At 62.9% G+C, this 17,054-nt stretch carries 19 protein-coding genes; 14 read left to right on the top strand and 5 right to left on the bottom strand.

Features of this window, described 5'->3' with window-relative positions; translation table 11 throughout:
* Window positions 1–330: 330 nt before the first annotated feature.
* The 11 genes from PAN31117_RS19935 to PAN31117_RS19980 all read left to right on the top strand — a co-directional run bounded on the left by PAN31117_RS19935 (window position 331) and on the right by PAN31117_RS19980 (window position 8,925).
* Window positions 331–807, top strand: coding sequence for an NUDIX hydrolase (locus PAN31117_RS19935; protein ID WP_150739726.1), 477 nt, complete (start codon window positions 331–333; stop codon window positions 805–807).
* The gene (gene mnmA, locus PAN31117_RS19940; protein ID WP_246189179.1) at window positions 804–1,970 is read left to right on the top strand and encodes a tRNA 2-thiouridine(34) synthase MnmA; all 1,167 of its coding nucleotides are present in this window, start codon (window positions 804–806) and stop codon (window positions 1,968–1,970) included. Before PAN31117_RS19935 ends, mnmA begins: the two co-directional genes overlap by 4 nt.
* Before the next feature lie 84 nt (window positions 1,971–2,054).
* Window positions 2,055–3,656, top strand: a complete 1,602-nt coding sequence (locus PAN31117_RS19945) for an FMN-binding glutamate synthase family protein (RefSeq protein ID WP_150739727.1) — start codon at window positions 2,055–2,057, stop codon at window positions 3,654–3,656.
* A 228-nt stretch (window positions 3,657–3,884) separates the two neighbouring features.
* On the top strand, window positions 3,885–4,685 hold the full coding sequence (locus PAN31117_RS19950) for a helix-turn-helix transcriptional regulator (protein ID WP_246179464.1): 801 nt from the start codon (window positions 3,885–3,887) through the stop codon (window positions 4,683–4,685).
* Window positions 4,682–4,900 (top strand): type III secretion system needle filament subunit SctF, encoded by a 219-nt coding sequence (gene sctF / locus PAN31117_RS27200; protein ID WP_174991039.1) that lies wholly within the window; start codon window positions 4,682–4,684, stop codon window positions 4,898–4,900. The genes PAN31117_RS19950 and sctF overlap by 4 nt, the downstream gene beginning before the upstream one ends.
* Entirely contained in the window at window positions 4,897–5,286 is a 390-nt protein-coding gene (locus PAN31117_RS19960) for a DUF1039 domain-containing protein (RefSeq protein ID WP_150739729.1), read from the top strand. Before sctF ends, PAN31117_RS19960 begins: the two co-directional genes overlap by 4 nt.
* Window positions 5,283–5,648: a type III secretion system inner rod subunit SctI gene (gene sctI, locus PAN31117_RS19965; RefSeq protein WP_150739730.1), complete on the top strand. Its 366-nt coding sequence runs from the start codon at window positions 5,283–5,285 to the stop codon at window positions 5,646–5,648. Before PAN31117_RS19960 ends, sctI begins: the two co-directional genes overlap by 4 nt.
* The gene (sctJ, locus tag PAN31117_RS19970) at window positions 5,645–6,460 is read left to right on the top strand and encodes a type III secretion system inner membrane ring lipoprotein SctJ (RefSeq protein ID WP_246189180.1); all 816 of its coding nucleotides are present in this window, start codon (window positions 5,645–5,647) and stop codon (window positions 6,458–6,460) included. The genes sctI and sctJ overlap by 4 nt, the downstream gene beginning before the upstream one ends.
* Entirely contained in the window at window positions 6,418–7,131 is a 714-nt protein-coding gene (locus tag PAN31117_RS19975; RefSeq protein ID WP_150739731.1) for a type III secretion system domain-containing protein, read from the top strand. The genes sctJ and PAN31117_RS19975 overlap by 43 nt, the downstream gene beginning before the upstream one ends.
* Window positions 7,107–7,796 (top strand): hypothetical protein, encoded by a 690-nt coding sequence (locus PAN31117_RS27205; protein WP_174991040.1) that lies wholly within the window; start codon window positions 7,107–7,109, stop codon window positions 7,794–7,796. Before PAN31117_RS19975 ends, PAN31117_RS27205 begins: the two co-directional genes overlap by 25 nt.
* Entirely contained in the window at window positions 7,789–8,925 is a 1,137-nt protein-coding gene (locus PAN31117_RS19980) for a TyeA family type III secretion system gatekeeper subunit (RefSeq protein ID WP_174991041.1), read from the top strand. Before PAN31117_RS27205 ends, PAN31117_RS19980 begins: the two co-directional genes overlap by 8 nt.
* Before the next feature lie 88 nt (window positions 8,926–9,013).
* Here PAN31117_RS19980 and PAN31117_RS19985 read toward each other — a convergent pair whose 3' ends face one another.
* The 5 genes from PAN31117_RS19985 to PAN31117_RS20005 form a co-directional block, all read right to left on the bottom strand.
* A complete protein-coding gene (locus tag PAN31117_RS19985; protein ID WP_150739733.1) occupies window positions 9,014–9,499 on the bottom strand; it encodes an InvB/SpaK family type III secretion system chaperone in 486 nt (161 codons plus the stop codon).
* A gap of 143 nt (window positions 9,500–9,642) precedes the next feature.
* A complete protein-coding gene (locus PAN31117_RS19990; protein ID WP_174991042.1) occupies window positions 9,643–9,939 on the bottom strand; it encodes an EscE/YscE/SsaE family type III secretion system needle protein co-chaperone in 297 nt (98 codons plus the stop codon).
* The gene (sctD, locus tag PAN31117_RS19995) at window positions 9,914–11,242 is read right to left on the bottom strand and encodes a type III secretion system inner membrane ring subunit SctD (protein ID WP_150739735.1); all 1,329 of its coding nucleotides are present in this window, start codon (window positions 11,240–11,242) and stop codon (window positions 9,914–9,916) included. Before sctD ends, PAN31117_RS19990 begins: the two co-directional genes overlap by 26 nt.
* Window positions 11,243–11,244: 2 nt before the next feature.
* Entirely contained in the window at window positions 11,245–12,921 is a 1,677-nt protein-coding gene (locus PAN31117_RS20000; protein ID WP_150739736.1) for an EscC/YscC/HrcC family type III secretion system outer membrane ring protein, read from the bottom strand.
* A 2-nt stretch (window positions 12,922–12,923) separates the two neighbouring features.
* A complete protein-coding gene (locus PAN31117_RS20005; RefSeq protein WP_150739737.1) occupies window positions 12,924–13,433 on the bottom strand; it encodes a hypothetical protein in 510 nt (169 codons plus the stop codon).
* 237 nt (window positions 13,434–13,670) lie between these two features.
* Between PAN31117_RS20005 and PAN31117_RS20010 the strand changes: the two genes are divergently transcribed.
* The 3 genes from PAN31117_RS20010 to sctV all read left to right on the top strand — a co-directional run bounded on the left by PAN31117_RS20010 (window position 13,671) and on the right by sctV (window position 17,053).
* Window positions 13,671–14,330 (top strand): two component system response regulator, encoded by a 660-nt coding sequence (locus PAN31117_RS20010; RefSeq protein ID WP_150739738.1) that lies wholly within the window; start codon window positions 13,671–13,673, stop codon window positions 14,328–14,330.
* A 258-nt stretch (window positions 14,331–14,588) separates the two neighbouring features.
* Complete coding sequence (locus PAN31117_RS20015) at window positions 14,589–14,978, top strand: hypothetical protein (protein WP_150739739.1); 390 nt, start codon at window positions 14,589–14,591, stop codon at window positions 14,976–14,978.
* Window positions 14,975–17,053, top strand: a complete 2,079-nt coding sequence (sctV, locus tag PAN31117_RS20020) for a type III secretion system export apparatus subunit SctV (RefSeq protein ID WP_150739740.1) — start codon at window positions 14,975–14,977, stop codon at window positions 17,051–17,053. The genes PAN31117_RS20015 and sctV overlap by 4 nt, the downstream gene beginning before the upstream one ends.
* Window position 17,054: the final 1 nt, after the last annotated feature.

A 17,054-nucleotide genomic window follows, 5' to 3' on the forward strand; every position in this document is an offset into this window, starting at 1 on the left:
GCAGGCGCGTTACCTGTTTCGCCGCTGATGACATTAGTCCTGCACAAACCACTGCGTTCGAACTACTGCAAAAACCGGTGATGCGGTACTGCAACTGCACATTGCACTTTGCTGGTGCTGGAAGCTTACATGAACATTACAAATGCGCCTATTGCATGGAATGGCATATCAATACTAACTATCGGTAATGAATGTGACGGGATCTGCATGGGACTCGCCGACCGGACGGTCGGTCGTGAAACTGCCTCGTCTTCAGCGCCAAACCCCGTCAGACGGTAAAATGTTGCTTTTATCGGGGTCTCTTGTCCCCGCGTCCCGTAAGGATGTGCCATGAATGCACGCTGGAAGCCCAACGTGACGGTTGCAGCGGTCGTCGAACGTGACGGCCGTTTTCTGTTTGTCGAAGAGCAAAAGCGTGCCGGCCTGCTGATTAACCAACCGGCCGGTCATCTGGAGCCGGGCGAGTCGATTCTCGACGCCGTGCGCCGTGAGGTGCTGGAAGAGACCGCGCATACGTTCGAGCCGCAGCATCTGCTGGGTATCTATCTCGCGCCAGGCCCCGACGATATCGCCTATCTGCGCTTCACCTTCAGCGGCACGCTGGGTGAGTTCGACGCGACGCGCACGCTCGACGAGGGCATCGTCGGCACGCTCTGGCTAACGCCGGACGAGGTGCGCGCGCAGCGGGCACGGCACCGCTCGCCCATTCTCGAGCAGTGCATGGACGATTACCTGCGGGGCGTTCGGTACAACCTCGACATACTTCAGACCCATCCGGCACTGACCGGCGGGCAAGGCAACACATGAGTCAAAAACGCGTAGTAGTGGGCATGTCGGGCGGCGTCGATTCGTCGGTCACGGCATGGCTGCTCAAACAACAAGGCTACGACGTCGTCGGTCTCTTCATGAAGAACTGGGAAGACGATGACGACAGCGAATACTGTTCGACCCGGCAGGACTGGATCGACGTGGTGTCGGTCGCCGATCTGATCGGCATCGACGTCGAAGCGGTGAACTTCGCCGCCGAGTACAAGGACCGCGTCTTTGCGGAATTCCTGCGCGAATACTCCGCCGGGCGCACGCCGAACCCTGACGTGCTGTGCAACGCCGAGATCAAGTTCAAGGCGTTCCTCGATCACGCCGTGGCGCTGGGCGGCGAGACCATCGCGACCGGCCATTACGCCCGCGTGCGCGAGCGCGATGGGCGCTTCGAACTGCTCAAGGCGTTCGATCACACCAAGGATCAGAGCTACTTCCTGCACCGTCTGAACCAGCGGCAGCTCTCGCGCACTATGTTCCCGCTGGGCGAAATGCCGAAGACGAAGGTGCGCGAGATCGCCGCGCAGATCGGCCTGCCGAACGCGAAGAAGAAGGATTCGACAGGGATCTGCTTCATCGGGGAACGTCCGTTCCGCGACTTCCTCAATCGCTATCTGCCGACCAAGCCGGGGCCGATGAAGACGCCGGACGGCACCGTCGTCGGCGAGCACGTGGGGCTGGCGTTCTATACGCTGGGGCAGCGCAAGGGGATCGGTCTGGGCGGCAGCCGCGACGGCTCGGGCGAGCCGTGGTTCGTCGCGCGCAAAGACATGGCCAGCAACACGCTGTATGTCGTGCAGGGCCATGATCACCCGTGGCTGCTCTCGGACACGCTCGATGCCGAAGACCTTTCGTGGGTCGCAGGCGTTGCACCGGCCGAAGGCACGCGCTGCGGTGCGAAGACCCGATACCGTCAGGCAGACGCGGCCTGCGAAGTCGTGCGTGCCGACGCCGGTGGCCTCACGCTGTCGTTCTCGGACGCGCAATGGGCCGTGACGCCCGGTCAGTCCGCCGTGCTGTACGACGGCGAGGTGTGTCTGGGCGGCGGCATCATCGCGTCCACGACGCCTGCCGTCGCTGCAACGGACGCGGCGACTGACGCAGGCGCCAAGTCCGCAACGTCGAAACACATCATCCTCAATACGCATTGAAGCCGCCGGCGCTCGCCGGGGGGACACCCGGCAGCGTGCCGGTGACTGTCTTGCTGCTCCCCCCGCAAAAGCCTAGGAGGTTTCATGTTTTCGCGCCGATTTCTGGCTCTCTGGATCGCCGTGGCGTTGCTCGTTGCAACGCTCGTGCTGGTGCTCGTCGACGGATGGAATCCGCTCTGGCCAATACCGTTTGCTGCGTTGGTCGTCCTCGGAGTCTGGGACGTCGTTCAGCAGCGTCACGCCGTACTGCGCAACTACCCGCTGTGGGGACACTTCCGGTTTCTGTTCGAGTTCATCCGGCCGGAAATCCGTCAGTACTTCGTGGAAGACGACACCTCCGAGACACCGTTCTCCCGCGCTCAGCGCAGCATCGTCTATCAGCGCGCCAAGGGTGACGTCGACAGCCGACCGTTCGGCACGGAGCTGGACGTCAAGGCGACCGGCTACGAGTGGATTGCTCACTCGCTCGCGCCGACAGTCCTGAAGGATCACGACTTCCGTATCACCATCGGCGCGGATCGCGCTCAGCCGTATTCGGCGTCGATCTTCAACGTCTCGGCGATGAGCTTCGGCGCGTTGTCCGCCAACGCTATCCGCGCGCTCAATCGTGGGGCGAAACTGGGCAACTTCATCCATGACACCGGCGAAGGTTCGATCTCGCCGCATCACCGCGAACAGGGCGGGGATCTGATTTGGGAGGTGGCGTCCGGGTACTTCGGGTGCCGCAACGACGACGGCACGTTCAGCGCCGAGAAGTTCACCGTGCAGGCCACCACGCCGCAGGTGAAGATGATCGAAGTCAAGCTCTCGCAAGGTGCGAAGCCGGGCCACGGCGGTGTGTTGCCGGCCGCGAAGATCACGCCGGAGATCTCCGCAACGCGCGGCGTGCCGATGGGGCAGGACTGCATCTCGCCGTCGCGCCACAGCGAGTTTTCGACGCCGCTGGGTCTACTGCAATTCGTCGACCGGCTGCGCACTCTCTCGGGCGGTAAACCAACGGGTTTCAAGCTCTGCATCGGTCATCCGTGGGAATTCTTCGGCATCGTGAAGGCGATGCTCGAGAGCGGCATCCTCCCCGACTTCATCGTGGTGGACGGCTCCGAAGGCGGCACCGGCGCTGCACCTCTGGAGTTCACCGATCACGTGGGCGCACCGCTGCAGGAAGGGTTGCTGCTTGTACACAACACGCTCGTGGGCGCTGGGTTGCGCGACAAGATTCGCATTGGCGCGTCGGGCAAGATCGTGACGGCGTTCGACATTGCGCGCACGCTCGCCATTGGCGCCGACTGGTGCAATTCGGCGCGCGGCTTCATGTTCGCCATCGGCTGCATTCAGTCGCAGAAGTGCCACACGGACCGTTGTCCTACCGGTGTGGCCACGCAGGATACGTTGCGTCAACGAGCACTCGTGGTGCCGGACAAGGCGCAGCGTGTGCATCAATTCCACGCGCAGACGCTGCACGCATTGCAGGAACTGATTCAGGCTGCGGGGTTGGCGCATCCGTCGGATCTGCGCGCGCATCACATCGTCAAGCGTGTGTCGTCCAATGAGATTCGTCTCATGTCCGAATCGCTGAAGTACCTTGAGCCGGGCGATTTGCTGCGCGGTCAGTTCCGCTATCAGCTCTACGAGAAGTACTGGCCGATGGCGCGCGCCGACAGTTTCTCACCGGCGGCCGTCGCCTGACGATATCGCGATAAAACGATCCGAAGCGGTCGCTGAAAAAAAACCCGACGCGTGGTGGCGTCGGGTTTTTTTATGCTTCTCGATAGTTTTCTTCCCAAAAGCCAAAAGTGCCGGGTATGGCGACTCACATTAAGGTCTCCACCGGATGATGCTCGCGCGCGTACTCGCCTATCGTATGGCCTTCGACTTTGTCATCCCGCCGACGGATTGTCGTCAGAGGAGGAGCCTATGAGTACGGTGCGATTTCTGATCAGCCGCCACGACGTCAAACTCATTGTGAACGGTCTAGTGCACACGTTGCCTGCGGGCAGCATGACCGCGACCAGTTCGGATGCGACGATCGACGCCCCAGGGCCAGTGGTGTCTCACGATTTTCATGCGTGCGATTTACAGGCGCTGTATCCGGACGTCGTCGATTTGCTCGACCGCCGCCCGCTCGGTGTGTTCCACCGGCAGGCGGCGCGCACGCTGATCCTCGAACCGAGCATGGTCGATGTGGCGATGACGTTGCAGAACGTCGACCGCATGGCGATGCTGCGCTTCTTCTACGTCTACTGTTTGTGCCGCGATCAGCGCTACTTTTCCGCGATGTTGCGCCAGACGATTGCAGGCAGTCACTCGCTGTTCGACTTCGTCGAAGCGAATTTCCATCGGCCCTGGCCGGTGGGGCGTCTGGCCGAAGAATTCGGCATGCCGCTGAGGAAATTCCGGTATCTGTTTCAGCAGACGTACGGCATGCCAGCCAAGCAGTGGTTGCTCGAACGCCGACTGCGACTCGCGCGCGACCTGCTGCTCTCGACGCGTCACAAGGTGCTCGACATTGCGCTGGAATGCGGCTTCACCAATCACGCGCACTTTACCGATACGTTCCGCAAGCGATTCGATTGCGCGCCGACGGAGATTCGTCTGGGCACGCCGCCTCAGCGCGGTGGCCGTCGTGTCGCGATGCCGCGCGCGGACGCCTACGCTGCCATGCGCGCCGATCTCGTTGCGGGGCACGGCGCAGTGACCGATGCAGGCGTGCTATGAACGTCGAGGAAATCCACCGCAGCATGTCGGAGAGCGTACGGCAGATGTCGGACAAGGCGACTCAGTCGGTGCGGACTCCGGACGTCAACGATCCTCGTAAGATGCTCGACGCGCAGTTCAATTTGCAGCAGTTTTCGACTGCGATCGGCTTGCACAGTGCGGCCATCAAGCTCATCAAGGACACGTTGATGGGCATCATCGCCAAGATCGCATGATGACGACGTCGTCCGTATCCCATGATGGCGCGGCGGCGTGGCTAGACGCTTCGGTCCGGCAGCAAATCGTCGAACTGGCACTGGTCGGGGCGCAACACGGTCTGGAGACGGAAGCGCGAACGATTCTGTGTGCGTTGCCGTTGCTCGTGCCTCAGGTTGAGGCGCGTCAGTGTCTGCAGGCCGCGTTGCTCATCGCGCTGGGCGACACGGTGGAAGCGAGTGCCTGCCTTGCGCGTCTGACAGCCGAAGGCGAGGCGAACGAGGCAGATGAGTCAGGCAAGTGCGCCGCGCGCGTGTTGCAGCACTGGCTCGACGCGGCGGTTGCCTCATCGGCGTCATCTCATCCTCCGGTTTCTTCTTCTCCCGAAGTCATCCCTTTTCCATGACGACATTCTCATCACCTGTGCTTTCTGCGGCGGTTACGCAGACGTCGGCCGTCGATGTGCCGATGAAACCGTCTGGTGCATTCACTGCCGCCGAGCAGGCCGACGCGGCGCGATTCAATCTCGCGTTGGCGAACGCTGAGCCGTTGCCCGAGCATCACTTGCTGAGCGCGGCGAACAAGTTGGCGGGCGACACCGAATATCTGGCGCAACGCGTGACGTTGGACGAGCGGGCTTTGGACGATCCGGTGCGTCTGCTTGCCACACAGCTCGACGTGACCGAGCGGGTGCTGGCGCTGGAGTTTGTCGCGAAAGCGGCCGGTGCCACGACGCAGGGCGTCAACAAGCTGGTTCACATGCAATGACGCGTTGCGGCCGTGTTGTGGAAGGCGTAGTCCCGATCGTTGCGGGCATCGCATCAGGGCGGATCCTGCTCGTCGGCTTGCTTTTGCTGATGCTCGTCGGCTGCAAAGTCGAGTTGCATCGTGCGCTGAGCGAGACCGAAGCGAATCAGATGCTCGCGCTACTGCTGGTCTCCGGACTTCAGGCCGACAAGCGCGCGGACACCACGGGCATGACTGTCCGGATCGAACGCAGCGACTTCGTGCGTGGCGTCGAAGTGCTTCGTCAGCATGGGTTGCCTCGCCAGAAGCGGGCATCCGTCGAGGACGTGTTTCCGCCGGGGCAACTCGTCAGTTCGCCGGTGCAGGAGCAGGCGAAACTCATCTTTCTCAAGGAGCAACGGCTAGAGCGCATGCTGGCGGCGCTCGATGGCGTGATGGTGGCGGAGGTGTCTATTGCGCAGGTGCCGACGGACTCGGCCGGACGTGTCACCTTGCCGCCGGGCGTGGCCGTCTTCGTGAAGTACAACCCCGAAATCAACATGATGCAACGCATGACCGACATTCGCAGTCTGGTGCATGACAGCGTGCCGGGGGTATCGCCGGAGCGCATCAGCATCGTGCTGCAACCGGCGGACTATCGTTTGCCTCGGGCGGCCATCGAAGCGGCCGCAGCGACGGTGAACGGAGGCGGCGAGATGCCTTGGCGTCCGTGGCTGGGGTTGGGAATGTTAGTGGCGGCAGCGATGGTGCTTGCTACGGCGGGCGGGATGGCGTGGCGTCGACGGGGCGCATGGGTCGTCCGGTTACGGCAACGCGTGGCGAGAGCGACGTGACGGCGTGCGCCCGGCTCGCGCGTCTGATCTGGCAACCGGGATGGCATATGGATGCCGGATGGTGGGACACGTTCGGGATGTCGGGCTGGCATGCCGCATACCGCAGACATGCGGAGTGTCGTCCGCCTGTCGACCGGCTATTGGTCGAACGACGCGGATGGCCGGTGGCCGGGCAAAACGATTGCAAGCTTCCTCGGAGCGAGGCGGCACTGACCATGGCACATCTGATCCCGAATTTGCGCCGCGTCGCGCTGGCCCATGGTTTGCGCGTGCTGGGCTGTCCCGACTATCTGCTGATCGGTACATTTCGTCGCGCTCTTTCGCCGTGGCTGGACGCGTGGCAATGTGACCGTCTGCTGCTGACGCGGCACGACTGGCCGTCGCACCGCGCGTTTGAGGCGGACGAGATTGCGACGGTGGCGATGGCGACGACCGGTGAGCAGCTTGACGCTGTCTGCGCCGCCCGCACATTGCCGGGCACCTCAGGCGCGTCAGACAACCCCGTCGCGATGATCGACGACGTCGCCACCGTCCACATGGCTGCACGGATCCTGCTCCCGCCGCGGGGGATGACAGCAGCGGCGGTGGGCGGCGATCCGGTCATGGACGATATCTGGCCGCGACTGGCGGCGCTGGAGAAAATGCTATGTATGTCATCGACTACGCATTGACCCCCATCGAAACGATTGACGGCCCCGCTCCGGCGGGGCCGGTGATTTCCGCCGAGGCCATCGTTAGGCTGCGTGACGACGCCAGTCAGCGGGCGCGTTGGATGGACGAGGCGCGTGCCGAGCGCGACGCTGCGCAAGTGGAGCGCGAGCGGGCGCGAACCGACGCGGAGGTGCAGCGCCATGCGTGGGAGGAAGCTGCGCAGACGTGTGCCAGGCAGGAGGCGGCGACACAGGCGGAAGCCGCGCGGCAAGCGGCCGTCGCACAGGCCGTGGACTGGCTTGTCGACGAGGCGTCGATGGAGCGCGAGATCGTGCGGTCGCTGGAGCGCCGGGTTGCCGATGCGATGACGGGGGCTCTGTCCAATTTCGTCGGCAAACTCGACGTCGGCGAGCGCTTCGCGCATCGTGTTGGGCAAACGCTGCCCGACCTCGTACGCGAAGGTGTCCTCGTCCTGCGTGTGCCGGCGGCGCACCACGCGGCTGTCGCGGGCGCGTTGCGCGATGCCGATATCGTGCTCGCGTGTACCCCGGATGCATCGCTCTCCGGCCGTCAGGCGCGTATCGAAAGCGAGTGGGTCACCGTGTGTCTGGATCTCGATGCGGATCTGGCGGGGGTCATCAAACGTTTGCGCGCCGTGCCGAATCTGGAGGTCGCTTATGGTTGAGCGTCTACCTACGTCTGCCAATTCGATCGTTCAGACGCGGCAGGAAAACAAGGCGCTCGAGCGCGTATTGACAGACGAATGGCAGGCGCTCGAAGCCGACGGACTGTCGTCACGCAAAACGCTGGCGGACGTGCCGGGTCATGTGGCGCTGATCGAAGCGACCATCGCGCAGAACGAGGAAGCCGCTTTCTCCGAGTCGCAAGAAAATTTGAGCTTTGCACTGGGCGTTCGTTTTCGGCGCACGGGCGAGCGAGATGTCCGCGACGATAAGCAACGCGCGCGCGCGTTGTTCGAACAGCAGATGCAACGATTCGCGCGCGTGAATGGTGCGCAGTTCGAACGGCTGCGAAGCCAATTGCGCGATCTACCGTTTGTTCCCGATCCTCATCAACTGATCCGTCAGGCGCAGATGTCGGGTGGGCACGCTGCACTGGTTGTCGCTGCGTGGTTGGCCGACAACGGGCTTGATGCGCAAACGCGCACGCGACTGCGGCGCGAGCTCGACGCCTTGACGGCCTCCGACACATGGGCCATCGAGGCATTTGCAGCACTCGAGTGCGGCGACGGCAAGTCGCCTGGTCTGGCGCTGATGCAACAGCTCAAATCGCTATTTCGTCAATCGAAAGGAACGCAACGCTCGCTCACACAATGGTTCGACGAGTGCCGTCGCTTCTCACAGCGACGCGAGAGACTTCGCGCACTAATGCAGGCGCTCGGTCTGGAGTTGGGGGCGCAGCAAGCCGACGCCGATACCCAGCGGTTGTCGGCCGTTGTAGACGATCTCCGTCGCGTAGTGCTGTTTCTTACATTGGAGTCGATGTGCGAATGTGTGGCGTGTGCGATGCGCGATGCGGGAAGCGATGCGTTTGCGACCGACACCATGATCGCGGAGACGCTGACGTTACTCGATCAGCCTTGGGCGGGCGCCGAATGGCTGACGCAACGTGCTGCGTATCTTGGCATGACGACGGTCAACGTCCGATACGCCTTTGCGCGTGGGCTTTCCCAACTCATCAAGTCGGCGCATGACGGATGTTTTCGGGACGAGACGCAGCGCGAAGCGCTCGAAGAAGCGCTGACTGTCTGGAGAACGGAGATTGCGCACGAAGCCGATATGATGAGCCACTGAGATCACAGCGCACGTCCGTCACAAAATGTGTCGCGCGGCGCTGCACGATCTCGTTTGAAGCGCGGGGAGTACGTATCGATGCCGTTCGTCACGCGCGCAGATGCTCGCGGCAGAGCTTGATGCGGTCGTAGAAGTCGGTGAGCGCCTGGGCGAACGGCTCGGCTTCTGCGGCGGCGTCGTCTTTGACTTGCGCGTGAAGAATCAGACGGTTGTCGCGTTCGCGCAACTGAACATGCCCGGTGACGGCCCACTCGGCGGGCTCGATCAGAAACTGAAGCAACCGCTCGCTGTTGGCTCGATGGAGCCGGGCGGCTTCGTCCGTCGCCACGACTGCATGAATGCTGCACACCTGATTGTCCAGCCTTTCCACAATGATGCTCGGCGAAGCGTTGAACGTCAGCTCGATGGGTGAATGATTGTCGACGGCGTCGATCTTGCAGGGGTCGCAGCCGATCAGCTTCAGGGCTTCGACGAGAGTTTGCGCTAAATCGTAACTGGGCATGATGGGCGTGAAAGTGAGCGTGGAGGGTGGGACGGCATTGATGACGCGCCCCGTGTCGGCGTCATACATCATTTGGAATGATCGGAAATGCGTGCCACGCGACCGGGGACGATGGCGAAGGTTCCCACGTTAGGTCGACGATAACTTTGGTGACGCGAACCCCGTTGTCGCTTATGAGCACGTTGTCACAGCGACAACGCGCATCGCGACCTGCATCATCGCGTTGACTGCACGTTTTTTTGACTGCGCCGATCGTCATGGTCGTTATCGGCGGCGGCCAATTTTCCGTACGATGTGCTGTAGCGCCGCGCGATGCTTTCGAGAATCGCCTCGGCGGCCCGAACCGCCTGCATCAGCGATTGCACCTGCGCGTACTGTGCGGGGGGGAGCGGCATGCGAAGCGATCCTTCTAGCGTCGCCTGCGCCGCATTGAGTTTCGCTCCGACGTTGCTCGACACCGGGCCGGGGGAATCCGCGAGGGCATCCTCAAGGTGTGTCAGACGGATCGTCATGTTGGGTCTCCGGGGTGGCGGGTGTAAGGGGAAGGTAAAAGAGATGGTCGTAGGCACCGATCGACACGCCGTCGGCATGAATGGCAACGATGCGCGTGCCGCCGGGCAGGCGGACGCCCTGCGCAAGACGGGTGCCGTCGGCAAGCGTGATCTGCGGTGCCCCCGGAGAGCCGCCAATGCTGACGAGCGGCGCGGAGAAGCCCGTCTCGGCCAACGTCGGAATGGGCGGCGGCAGGGGATCGATGCGTAGCGGCATGGCGTCGGTCGAACGATTCCACGTGTTGACGAGGCCCTTGAGCGATGCTTGCCGTCCGACAGTCAACGCACCGGTGATCCGCCACCCGTTGCGGTCGCGCGAGATGTCGACACCGCGCAGTTGACCTGCTTCGCGCAGTGTTTTCACCAACTGGTCAAAACTATGGGCGGTGCTGTTCGCTACGTGCCATCCATGGGGCAACGCGAGTGTGTCCAGCGCATCCGACGCAGCGCGCCACCGGGCATCGGCAACGAGCGGGCCGCCGATGACCAGTGCACCGTCTGCGGCCACGTTGACATGTGCGTTGCCGAAACCATGCAGCCGCAGCAGCGTGCTCACCGTCTGTACACCATTCGCGGGGCACCAGGTATCGTCGCTCAACGCCTTGCCGAGCCAGCGCGCTTCGGCACGTAAGCGTGCGCGCGTGTCGTCGTCGATACACCCCCCCGACAGCCGCACGGCGTTGCCCGCAGTATTGAGCGAAATATTGGGCGCGATGCGGGTGGCCAGCGCCCGGAGCGCGTCGGGTTGCGGGGGGCGAGAGATGACGTTGGCGGTGCCAGTGCGCCACATGGCAACACCCGCCCCAGCAATCAGCAGCGACAAACCCGAGATTGCCATCCAGGCGGCAGGCGAACGGCGATGTCTACGCGCGTCCATTGACGCTGCAACTTCCGGAATGTCTGCGACATCCGCCGGCGTGGATGGAGAGAGACGGCGCGAGGGACGCTTCGGTAATGGCGTGGGCAACGGCTGGGTGTCGTCGCTGAGCCACACGCCGAGGCCCGCAAGATCGATCACGGTGTGCAAGGGAAGTGGGTGGGCGTCGGGCGCGTCACCGGTCGCCGTGACCGGCATGCCGTCGACCCAGACGGGTGTGCGCGAGATCAACCGGACACGGTCTTCCTCGACGTGCAGGATGACGTTCGCCTCGTCGTCGAGCGTCATTGCAATGTCGGCCTCGCCACTTCCGATGGTGAGCGGTCCGGCCGGAAGTGGCATGGGACGCCCGGCGAGCGGGCCGTCGAGGAGCGTAAGCGTTGGCATCGTCAGGCGTTCGGCAATACGGCCGCAGGTTCGGCCTTGATGAGAAACAAACGCATGACACTGTCGTTACGATTGCTCGTGGAACTGAACAGGCGCCCGATGAGTGGCAGGTCGCCGAGCAACGGGATCTTGCGTTCATGTTCGTGTTGCGCGTCTTGTACGAATCCGCCGAGTAGTAACGACTGTCCGGCCTGAAGCGTCGCGTGTGTGGATATCGACGAGTTGCGTATTGTCGGCACCTCGTTCCGTAAATTGCGGTCGCTGCGAACTTCGCCGCCGTCTTCGATGTTCAGGGTGAGCATGACCTGCTCACCGCTGATGCTCCCATGTCCGGGACTTCCGTCGACCGCGCTGCCCGTCGGTTCGTTCGGCACGAGGCGTGGCGTGACGCGCAGAAGCGACCCCGACGTCACACTCTCCAGCTTTGCCACTTTTTCGCCGGAGACCTTCGTGTAGAAGGTCACGCTGCGATCCAGCACCGCCTGCATGTTGTCGAGCGTGACGATCGACGGCCGCGATAGCACGCGCGCTTTGGAGTTTCGCTCAAGGGCGCTCAGATTGAGCATGAACTTATTGGTATCGCCGACGAGCGTGGTGAAGGTGCCGGCGTCGCCTTCGCTGGACGGCCCATTGAGCGAGACGGTGCCGAAACCGCCGAGCCGTGCGCTGCCGGAGATGTCGACGCCAAGCTCGGCGATATCGCTGGCATTCACATCGATAATGGCGACCGAGATGTCGATGAGCCGGGGACGCACGTCGAGTTGCGCGATGAGATCGCCGTAGATGGGAATGTTGCGGCGGCGCTCTCGCACGATGACGGCATTGCGACGTGGGTCGGCGGAAAAACGCGGTGTCCCGGTCTGCGACGCGGCGGCGAAGCCGACGTCCGTCGACGTTCGGGAACGGGCGATCGCACCGGTCGCGTCCGTAGTCGAGGACGTGGCGACCAGCGGCCCTGCCCCGTGAATCAGATCCTTCAGTACGCTGACTACGCCCGGAACGACCACTTCCTGCCCGCGATAAAAGTACCTTGTGTCGTCCGCCGTCGCGAATTTCAGGGGAAATATCTTGATGGTCTCCTCGCTCTCCTGTTGATCGCGTGCGTCTCGTTCGACGTAGTCGGCCAGCATGGAAACCGTTTCGACGCATGCCGGAACGCCCGCGATTTCGAGTGCGTGTGTCGCCGGAATCGCCCGTGCCACGCAGTGTCGCGGGTGGAGGACACCGGCGTCGCGCAGATGCGCGAGGAGGTCGCGAGGCGACGCGTAACGCAGCGGCAACACACGGCGCGTGGCCTCGCTGGCCTTATAGATGTTGAGCGTCTGGCCGTTGAAGTACCACGAAAGCCGATAACGTTCAGCCAGTGTGTCGAGTGTCGTCTGAGCGGCACCTGGCGGGAGCGTGCCGATGAAGCGGTCGTCGACCTGCGCGCTGACGACAGTCGGTATGCCGTGATGCGCGCCGAAGTCGCGTAGCAACTCCGCAAGCGGCGTTCCGGCGCTTTGAAAAGCGAAGGGGCCGCCGCGCCAGACGGGCGACGTCCCGTCGCTCGACTTGTCACCCATTGTGGCGGATGCGCTCAATAGCGCAGCACTCGCCGGGGCCATCGTCAGCCCGGCGACAAGCAAGGTCAGGCGAAGGAGATGTCGCAACGAGCGACACAGGAGACGGCAACGCATGATCACCCGTGGCGTACGACTTGCAATCGCCGCGCGACGCCAGCGGCCGTGCTGGCCAGACGCACGCCGTTCGTCGCGCGCGGTGGCGTTGGGGCGGCAGGCGTGGTCTGCATCGGGGCGAATTGAGACGAGAGCATTTCGCCAGCGAGCAGTTGGCGACGGAGCTGCGCTTCCACTTGCGCCGGCGAGGCGTGCGCGTCGAATCGATGTACCCACCAGACGACGTCGTTCGCGACACACAGACTGTCGTCGCGCAACGCCGGCTGCCCAGCCAGAACGAGCGAACTGCGCGCGAGCCAGCGCGAGAATGCCGAGTCGTCGACGTCGTCTGGGCGTCCGTTTGCGTGCAACGATTGGCGTGCTGGGGGATCCACTGCGGTTGCCACACAGTAGCCTCCGGCTGCCGGGCAAGTCCAGCCCCGGCGGCCGTTGAGATCAAGCACGATGCGCGTGCCTTGAACGTCGCATGGAGAAATCCAGTCGAGCGCGGAGAGCGCAAATGGCAAACGCATAGATATCTTTTGGGGTGGATGCCCGGCACTTCGAACAGGGACCGTCATTATCGAACGCTGTGTCGTGCAAGCCATCCGGCGCAGACCTGAAGTCACAGCTGAATCTGGAGATTTCCGGCGTTTTCCTATGCGGGCGATCAGGCGAAGGCACAAGATTCGTGCCCGCTGGCCCGAAGTCGAAAGAGATTGAACAAAAATCCGTATGAATGCGAATGATTAACTGTCGAGGAGCTGCGAATGACGGGTTGCACCGGTGTCATCGTTGTGGAAGACCATGAGTTGCTGGCCGACGGGCTTTGCCGCCTGATCGAGGACGAGCTCGGATGGTGCGTGCTGGCGAGGGTCGTCAATGGGCTGGACGTTTACCGCGCCTGCGTGGTGCACCGTCCTGCGTTGATCGTGCTGGATCTGGGGCTGCCCGGTATGGACGGTGTCGATGTCATCCGTCAATGCGTTCAGCGTTGGCCAGAGCTGCGGATCGTCGTTCATTCGGCGAGCGACGACGGCGAACGCGCGCGGCAATCGCTGGAAGCCGGCGCGGGCGCATTTGTGCTCAAAAGTAGTTCGCGGACGACGTTGATCAACGCAGTGAGCGTTGTCATGCGGGGCGATCGCTTCGTCGATCCGGCGGTGTTCGGTATCGTTCACGACCCGAAAGGCATGCCGCTGACGTCGAAGCCCGGCACTGTAGCGTTGCCAGAACGGCTGTTGACGCTGCGCGAACGGCAGGTGCTCAAACTCGCAGCGGAAGGGCAACGCAATCGCGACATTGCCCAACTTCTGTCGATCAGTGTGAAGACGGTGGAGACGCACCGTCTGAACATGATGCGCAAGCTCGATGCGCACAACGTTGCGGATATCGTGAGGTGGGCACATCGCTTGCGAATGCTGCTTTGAGCCGCGACGTCGGCATGAAGTGTTGGCGTCACGGCATGAATGATTTGGATGAAGTACGTAATGAGAGTTTGGTGCGGGCTGAGTGGAGCGGAGAATTTCAGGTCCGCGCCGGATAGCCGCCGCCGCCGTGATTGCGCGACCATCGTCGCTGCTCATTTTCGAATGCTCTCTGTGCGTTCCGTATTGCGTACTACCTACCGCAAGCGTTTTCCTTCACGCACACGCCTCTCGATGTTCCCGATGCTCCCGATGCTCTCGATGGATACTCAGACTCAGCGCAAGCTCGAACACCTCTTCGAACTACTCGCGTTGCCGCCGCAACGCATTGAACCGCGCATGCGCGTCGCGCTTGCGCCGTGCATGCTCATGACGGAGGTTGAAACGCAGGGAGTGACGCTAGCGCTGACGTTACGCCATCGTGTCATACGCTCAGAGCGTTGGCTGTCGCGGTTACTGCAAGCCTGTGCGCCTGAGTGGAGTCTCGGCATTCCGGTGCGCGCTTGCGTCGCGCAAGGCCGCCCCATGCTGATTGCGACGCCCCCGTCCAGCGCCAACTTACAGGCCATCGACTGGTTTGCCTGTCTTGTGCGCATGCGCCGCCTGCTCGAACGGATCGACGCCGGGCAGCAACGGGAGAGCCTTCCATGACGCGCGTGCTGATCTGGCTGCGGGCGGCGGCGGGGCGTCAGGACATCGTCCTGGCGGCGTTGCTGCTTGTGACCGTGCTGATGATCATCATCCCGATGCCGCCATCGGTAATGGATCTGCTCATCGCACTCAATCTGGGCGTTTCGCTGTTGCTGCTGATGGTGGCGCTGTACATCAACGAGCCTCTGGACTTCTCGGCGTTTCCTTCGGTGCTATTGATGACGACGCTGTTCCGGCTCGGACTGACCATCAGTACCAGCCGGCTGATTCTGTTGCACGCCGACGCGGGCGACATCGTCTACACGTTCGGTGACTTTGCTGCAGGCGGAAACATCGTCGTCGGCATGATCGTGTTTCTCATCATTACCATCGTCAACTTCATTGTGATCACGAAAGGCTCGGAGCGGGTCGCCGAGGTCAGTGCGCGGTTTTCGCTCGACGGCATGCCTGGCAAGCAGATGAGCATCGACGGGGATCTCCGTGCCGGCACGATCGATGCGGCCGAAGCCAGGCGACTTCGCCGGACCGTGCAGAAGGAAAGCCAGTTTTACGGTGCGATGGATGGGGCGATGAAGTTCGTGAAGGGCGACGCCATCGCCGGACTGGTCATCATCGTGGTCAACCTGCTGGGTGGCATCGGCGTTGGCGTGTTCATGCGGGGGATGAGCGCGGGCGACGCGGCAGCGATTTACGCCATTCTCTCCATCGGCGACGGGCTCGTGTCGCAAATTCCCGCACTGCTGATCTCGGTCACGGCGGGCATTATCGTGACGCGCGTCCCCGGTGAGCAACGACGCAATCTGGCGCGCGAGCTCACCGACCAGCTCGCCGCACAACCGCGCTCGCTGACGCTGGCTGCCGTCGTCCTGGTGCTGTTCGGTCTGATTCCCGGCTTTCCCATGCACTACTTCCTGCTGCTCGCTGCGTTGGCGGGCGGCGCAGCGTGGTGGATAAATCGGGGGGCAAAGGACGGGGTGCCCGCCACGGAGGCCGGCGCGATGGCCGGTGCGGGCGGTGCAGCAGCGAAACCCGAACGCCCCGGCGCGCAGCCGTTGCTCGCGAGGGTCGGCGTGACGTTGGCCGAGTCGAGCGGGGGGATCGCGACCTTGTTCGGACGAATCGATGCCCTGCGGCATAAGAAGTTCGAGCAATTCGGCGTGCCGATGCCGGAAGTGCAGGTGACGACCGATGCCACGTTGCCGGGCGACAGACTAGACATTCAGCTCTATCACGAGAGCGTCATGACGATCGACGTAGTGCCGGAGGCTGCGCTGGCGAACTACGACGCCACGCATCCTATCCCCGCGTTGCGTGCGCTCGAAGGCGGTGCGCCGCGTGAGACGTCGCTGCCGTTCGGCGGACAGGTGCTCTTCTGGCTTGACGATGCGCAGCGCACGGCGTGGCTCGCGAGCGGAGGCGTCGTGATCGATGGTGCGGATCGCGTGGCACATTGCATCTCGCTGGTCATCGACGCGCATGCTGCCGATTTCCTGGGCGTTCAGGAAGCGCGCTTCCTGATGGATGCGATGGAGGAACGCTACGGCGAACTCGTCAAGGAGTTGCAGCGGCAATTACCGATCAGCCGGACGGCCGAGGTGCTGCAACGATTGGTCGCCGAAGGGGTGTCGATCCGCGACTTGCGCCGTGTATTCGAAGCTCTGATCGAGTGGGCCCCTAAGGAGCGAGACCAGATCATGCTCACGGAGTACGTGCGGCTGAGTCTGCGCCGCCACATCACCCGGCGCTTTCGTCGGGGTACCGAACACATCACAGGTTGGAACGTCGGGCGCGGTATCGAAGATGTCGTGCGGGCTGCGGTGCGGCAAACGGCCACCGGTTCGTACGCCGACCTGAATCCCGCTCAGACGGACGCGATTCTCGGCGCGATCGATGGGGCGGTGGATGCGCACGACGGAACCCCCGCTGTGTTGTTTACGGCCATGGATGTGCGACGCTTTGTGCGCAAGCTGATCGAGCGGGAGCGTGCCGACTTACCGGTGCTGTCGTTCCAGGAAGTTGCCGACGAGCCGAATGTTCGCGTGCTTGGGACGATCGATGTGCGGGGAGCGTTCTGAC

The sequence above is a fragment of the Pandoraea anapnoica genome (genome assembly GCF_902459765.1).
Classification (GTDB): domain Bacteria; phylum Pseudomonadota; class Gammaproteobacteria; order Burkholderiales; family Burkholderiaceae; genus Pandoraea; species Pandoraea anapnoica.

Excerpts from the sequence above, each read along its gene's own strand:
- PAN31117_RS27205 (WP_174991040.1), top strand. The coding sequence starts at position 7,107 with ATGTATGTCATCGACTACGCATTGACCCCCATCGAAACGATTGACGGC.
- sctI (WP_150739730.1), top strand. The coding sequence starts at position 5,283 with ATGACGACATTCTCATCACCTGTGCTTTCTGCGGCGGTTACGCAGACG.
- PAN31117_RS19975 (WP_150739731.1), top strand. The coding sequence starts at position 6,418 with ATGGGTCGTCCGGTTACGGCAACGCGTGGCGAGAGCGACGTGACGGCG.
- PAN31117_RS19935 (WP_150739726.1), top strand. The coding sequence starts at position 331 with ATGAATGCACGCTGGAAGCCCAACGTGACGGTTGCAGCGGTCGTCGAA.
- PAN31117_RS20015 (WP_150739739.1), top strand. The coding sequence starts at position 14,589 with ATGGATACTCAGACTCAGCGCAAGCTCGAACACCTCTTCGAACTACTC.
- PAN31117_RS19950 (WP_246179464.1), top strand. The coding sequence starts at position 3,885 with ATGAGTACGGTGCGATTTCTGATCAGCCGCCACGACGTCAAACTCATT.
- sctJ (WP_246189180.1), top strand. The coding sequence starts at position 5,645 with ATGACGCGTTGCGGCCGTGTTGTGGAAGGCGTAGTCCCGATCGTTGCG.
- mnmA (WP_246189179.1), top strand. The coding sequence starts at position 804 with ATGAGTCAAAAACGCGTAGTAGTGGGCATGTCGGGCGGCGTCGATTCG.
- PAN31117_RS19980 (WP_174991041.1), top strand. The coding sequence starts at position 7,789 with ATGGTTGAGCGTCTACCTACGTCTGCCAATTCGATCGTTCAGACGCGG.
- sctV (WP_150739740.1), top strand. The coding sequence starts at position 14,975 with ATGACGCGCGTGCTGATCTGGCTGCGGGCGGCGGCGGGGCGTCAGGAC.
- PAN31117_RS20000 (WP_150739736.1), bottom strand. The coding sequence starts at position 12,921 with ATGCGTTGCCGTCTCCTGTGTCGCTCGTTGCGACATCTCCTTCGCCTG.
- PAN31117_RS20010 (WP_150739738.1), top strand. The coding sequence starts at position 13,671 with ATGACGGGTTGCACCGGTGTCATCGTTGTGGAAGACCATGAGTTGCTG.
- PAN31117_RS19960 (WP_150739729.1), top strand. The coding sequence starts at position 4,897 with ATGATGACGACGTCGTCCGTATCCCATGATGGCGCGGCGGCGTGGCTA.
- PAN31117_RS19985 (WP_150739733.1), bottom strand. The coding sequence starts at position 9,499 with ATGATGTATGACGCCGACACGGGGCGCGTCATCAATGCCGTCCCACCC.
- PAN31117_RS19945 (WP_150739727.1), top strand. The coding sequence starts at position 2,055 with ATGTTTTCGCGCCGATTTCTGGCTCTCTGGATCGCCGTGGCGTTGCTC.
- sctF (WP_174991039.1), top strand. The coding sequence starts at position 4,682 with ATGAACGTCGAGGAAATCCACCGCAGCATGTCGGAGAGCGTACGGCAG.
- PAN31117_RS20005 (WP_150739737.1), bottom strand. The coding sequence starts at position 13,433 with ATGCGTTTGCCATTTGCGCTCTCCGCGCTCGACTGGATTTCTCCATGC.
- sctD (WP_150739735.1), bottom strand. The coding sequence starts at position 11,242 with ATGCCAACGCTTACGCTCCTCGACGGCCCGCTCGCCGGGCGTCCCATG.
- PAN31117_RS19990 (WP_174991042.1), bottom strand. The coding sequence starts at position 9,939 with ATGACGATCCGTCTGACACACCTTGAGGATGCCCTCGCGGATTCCCCC.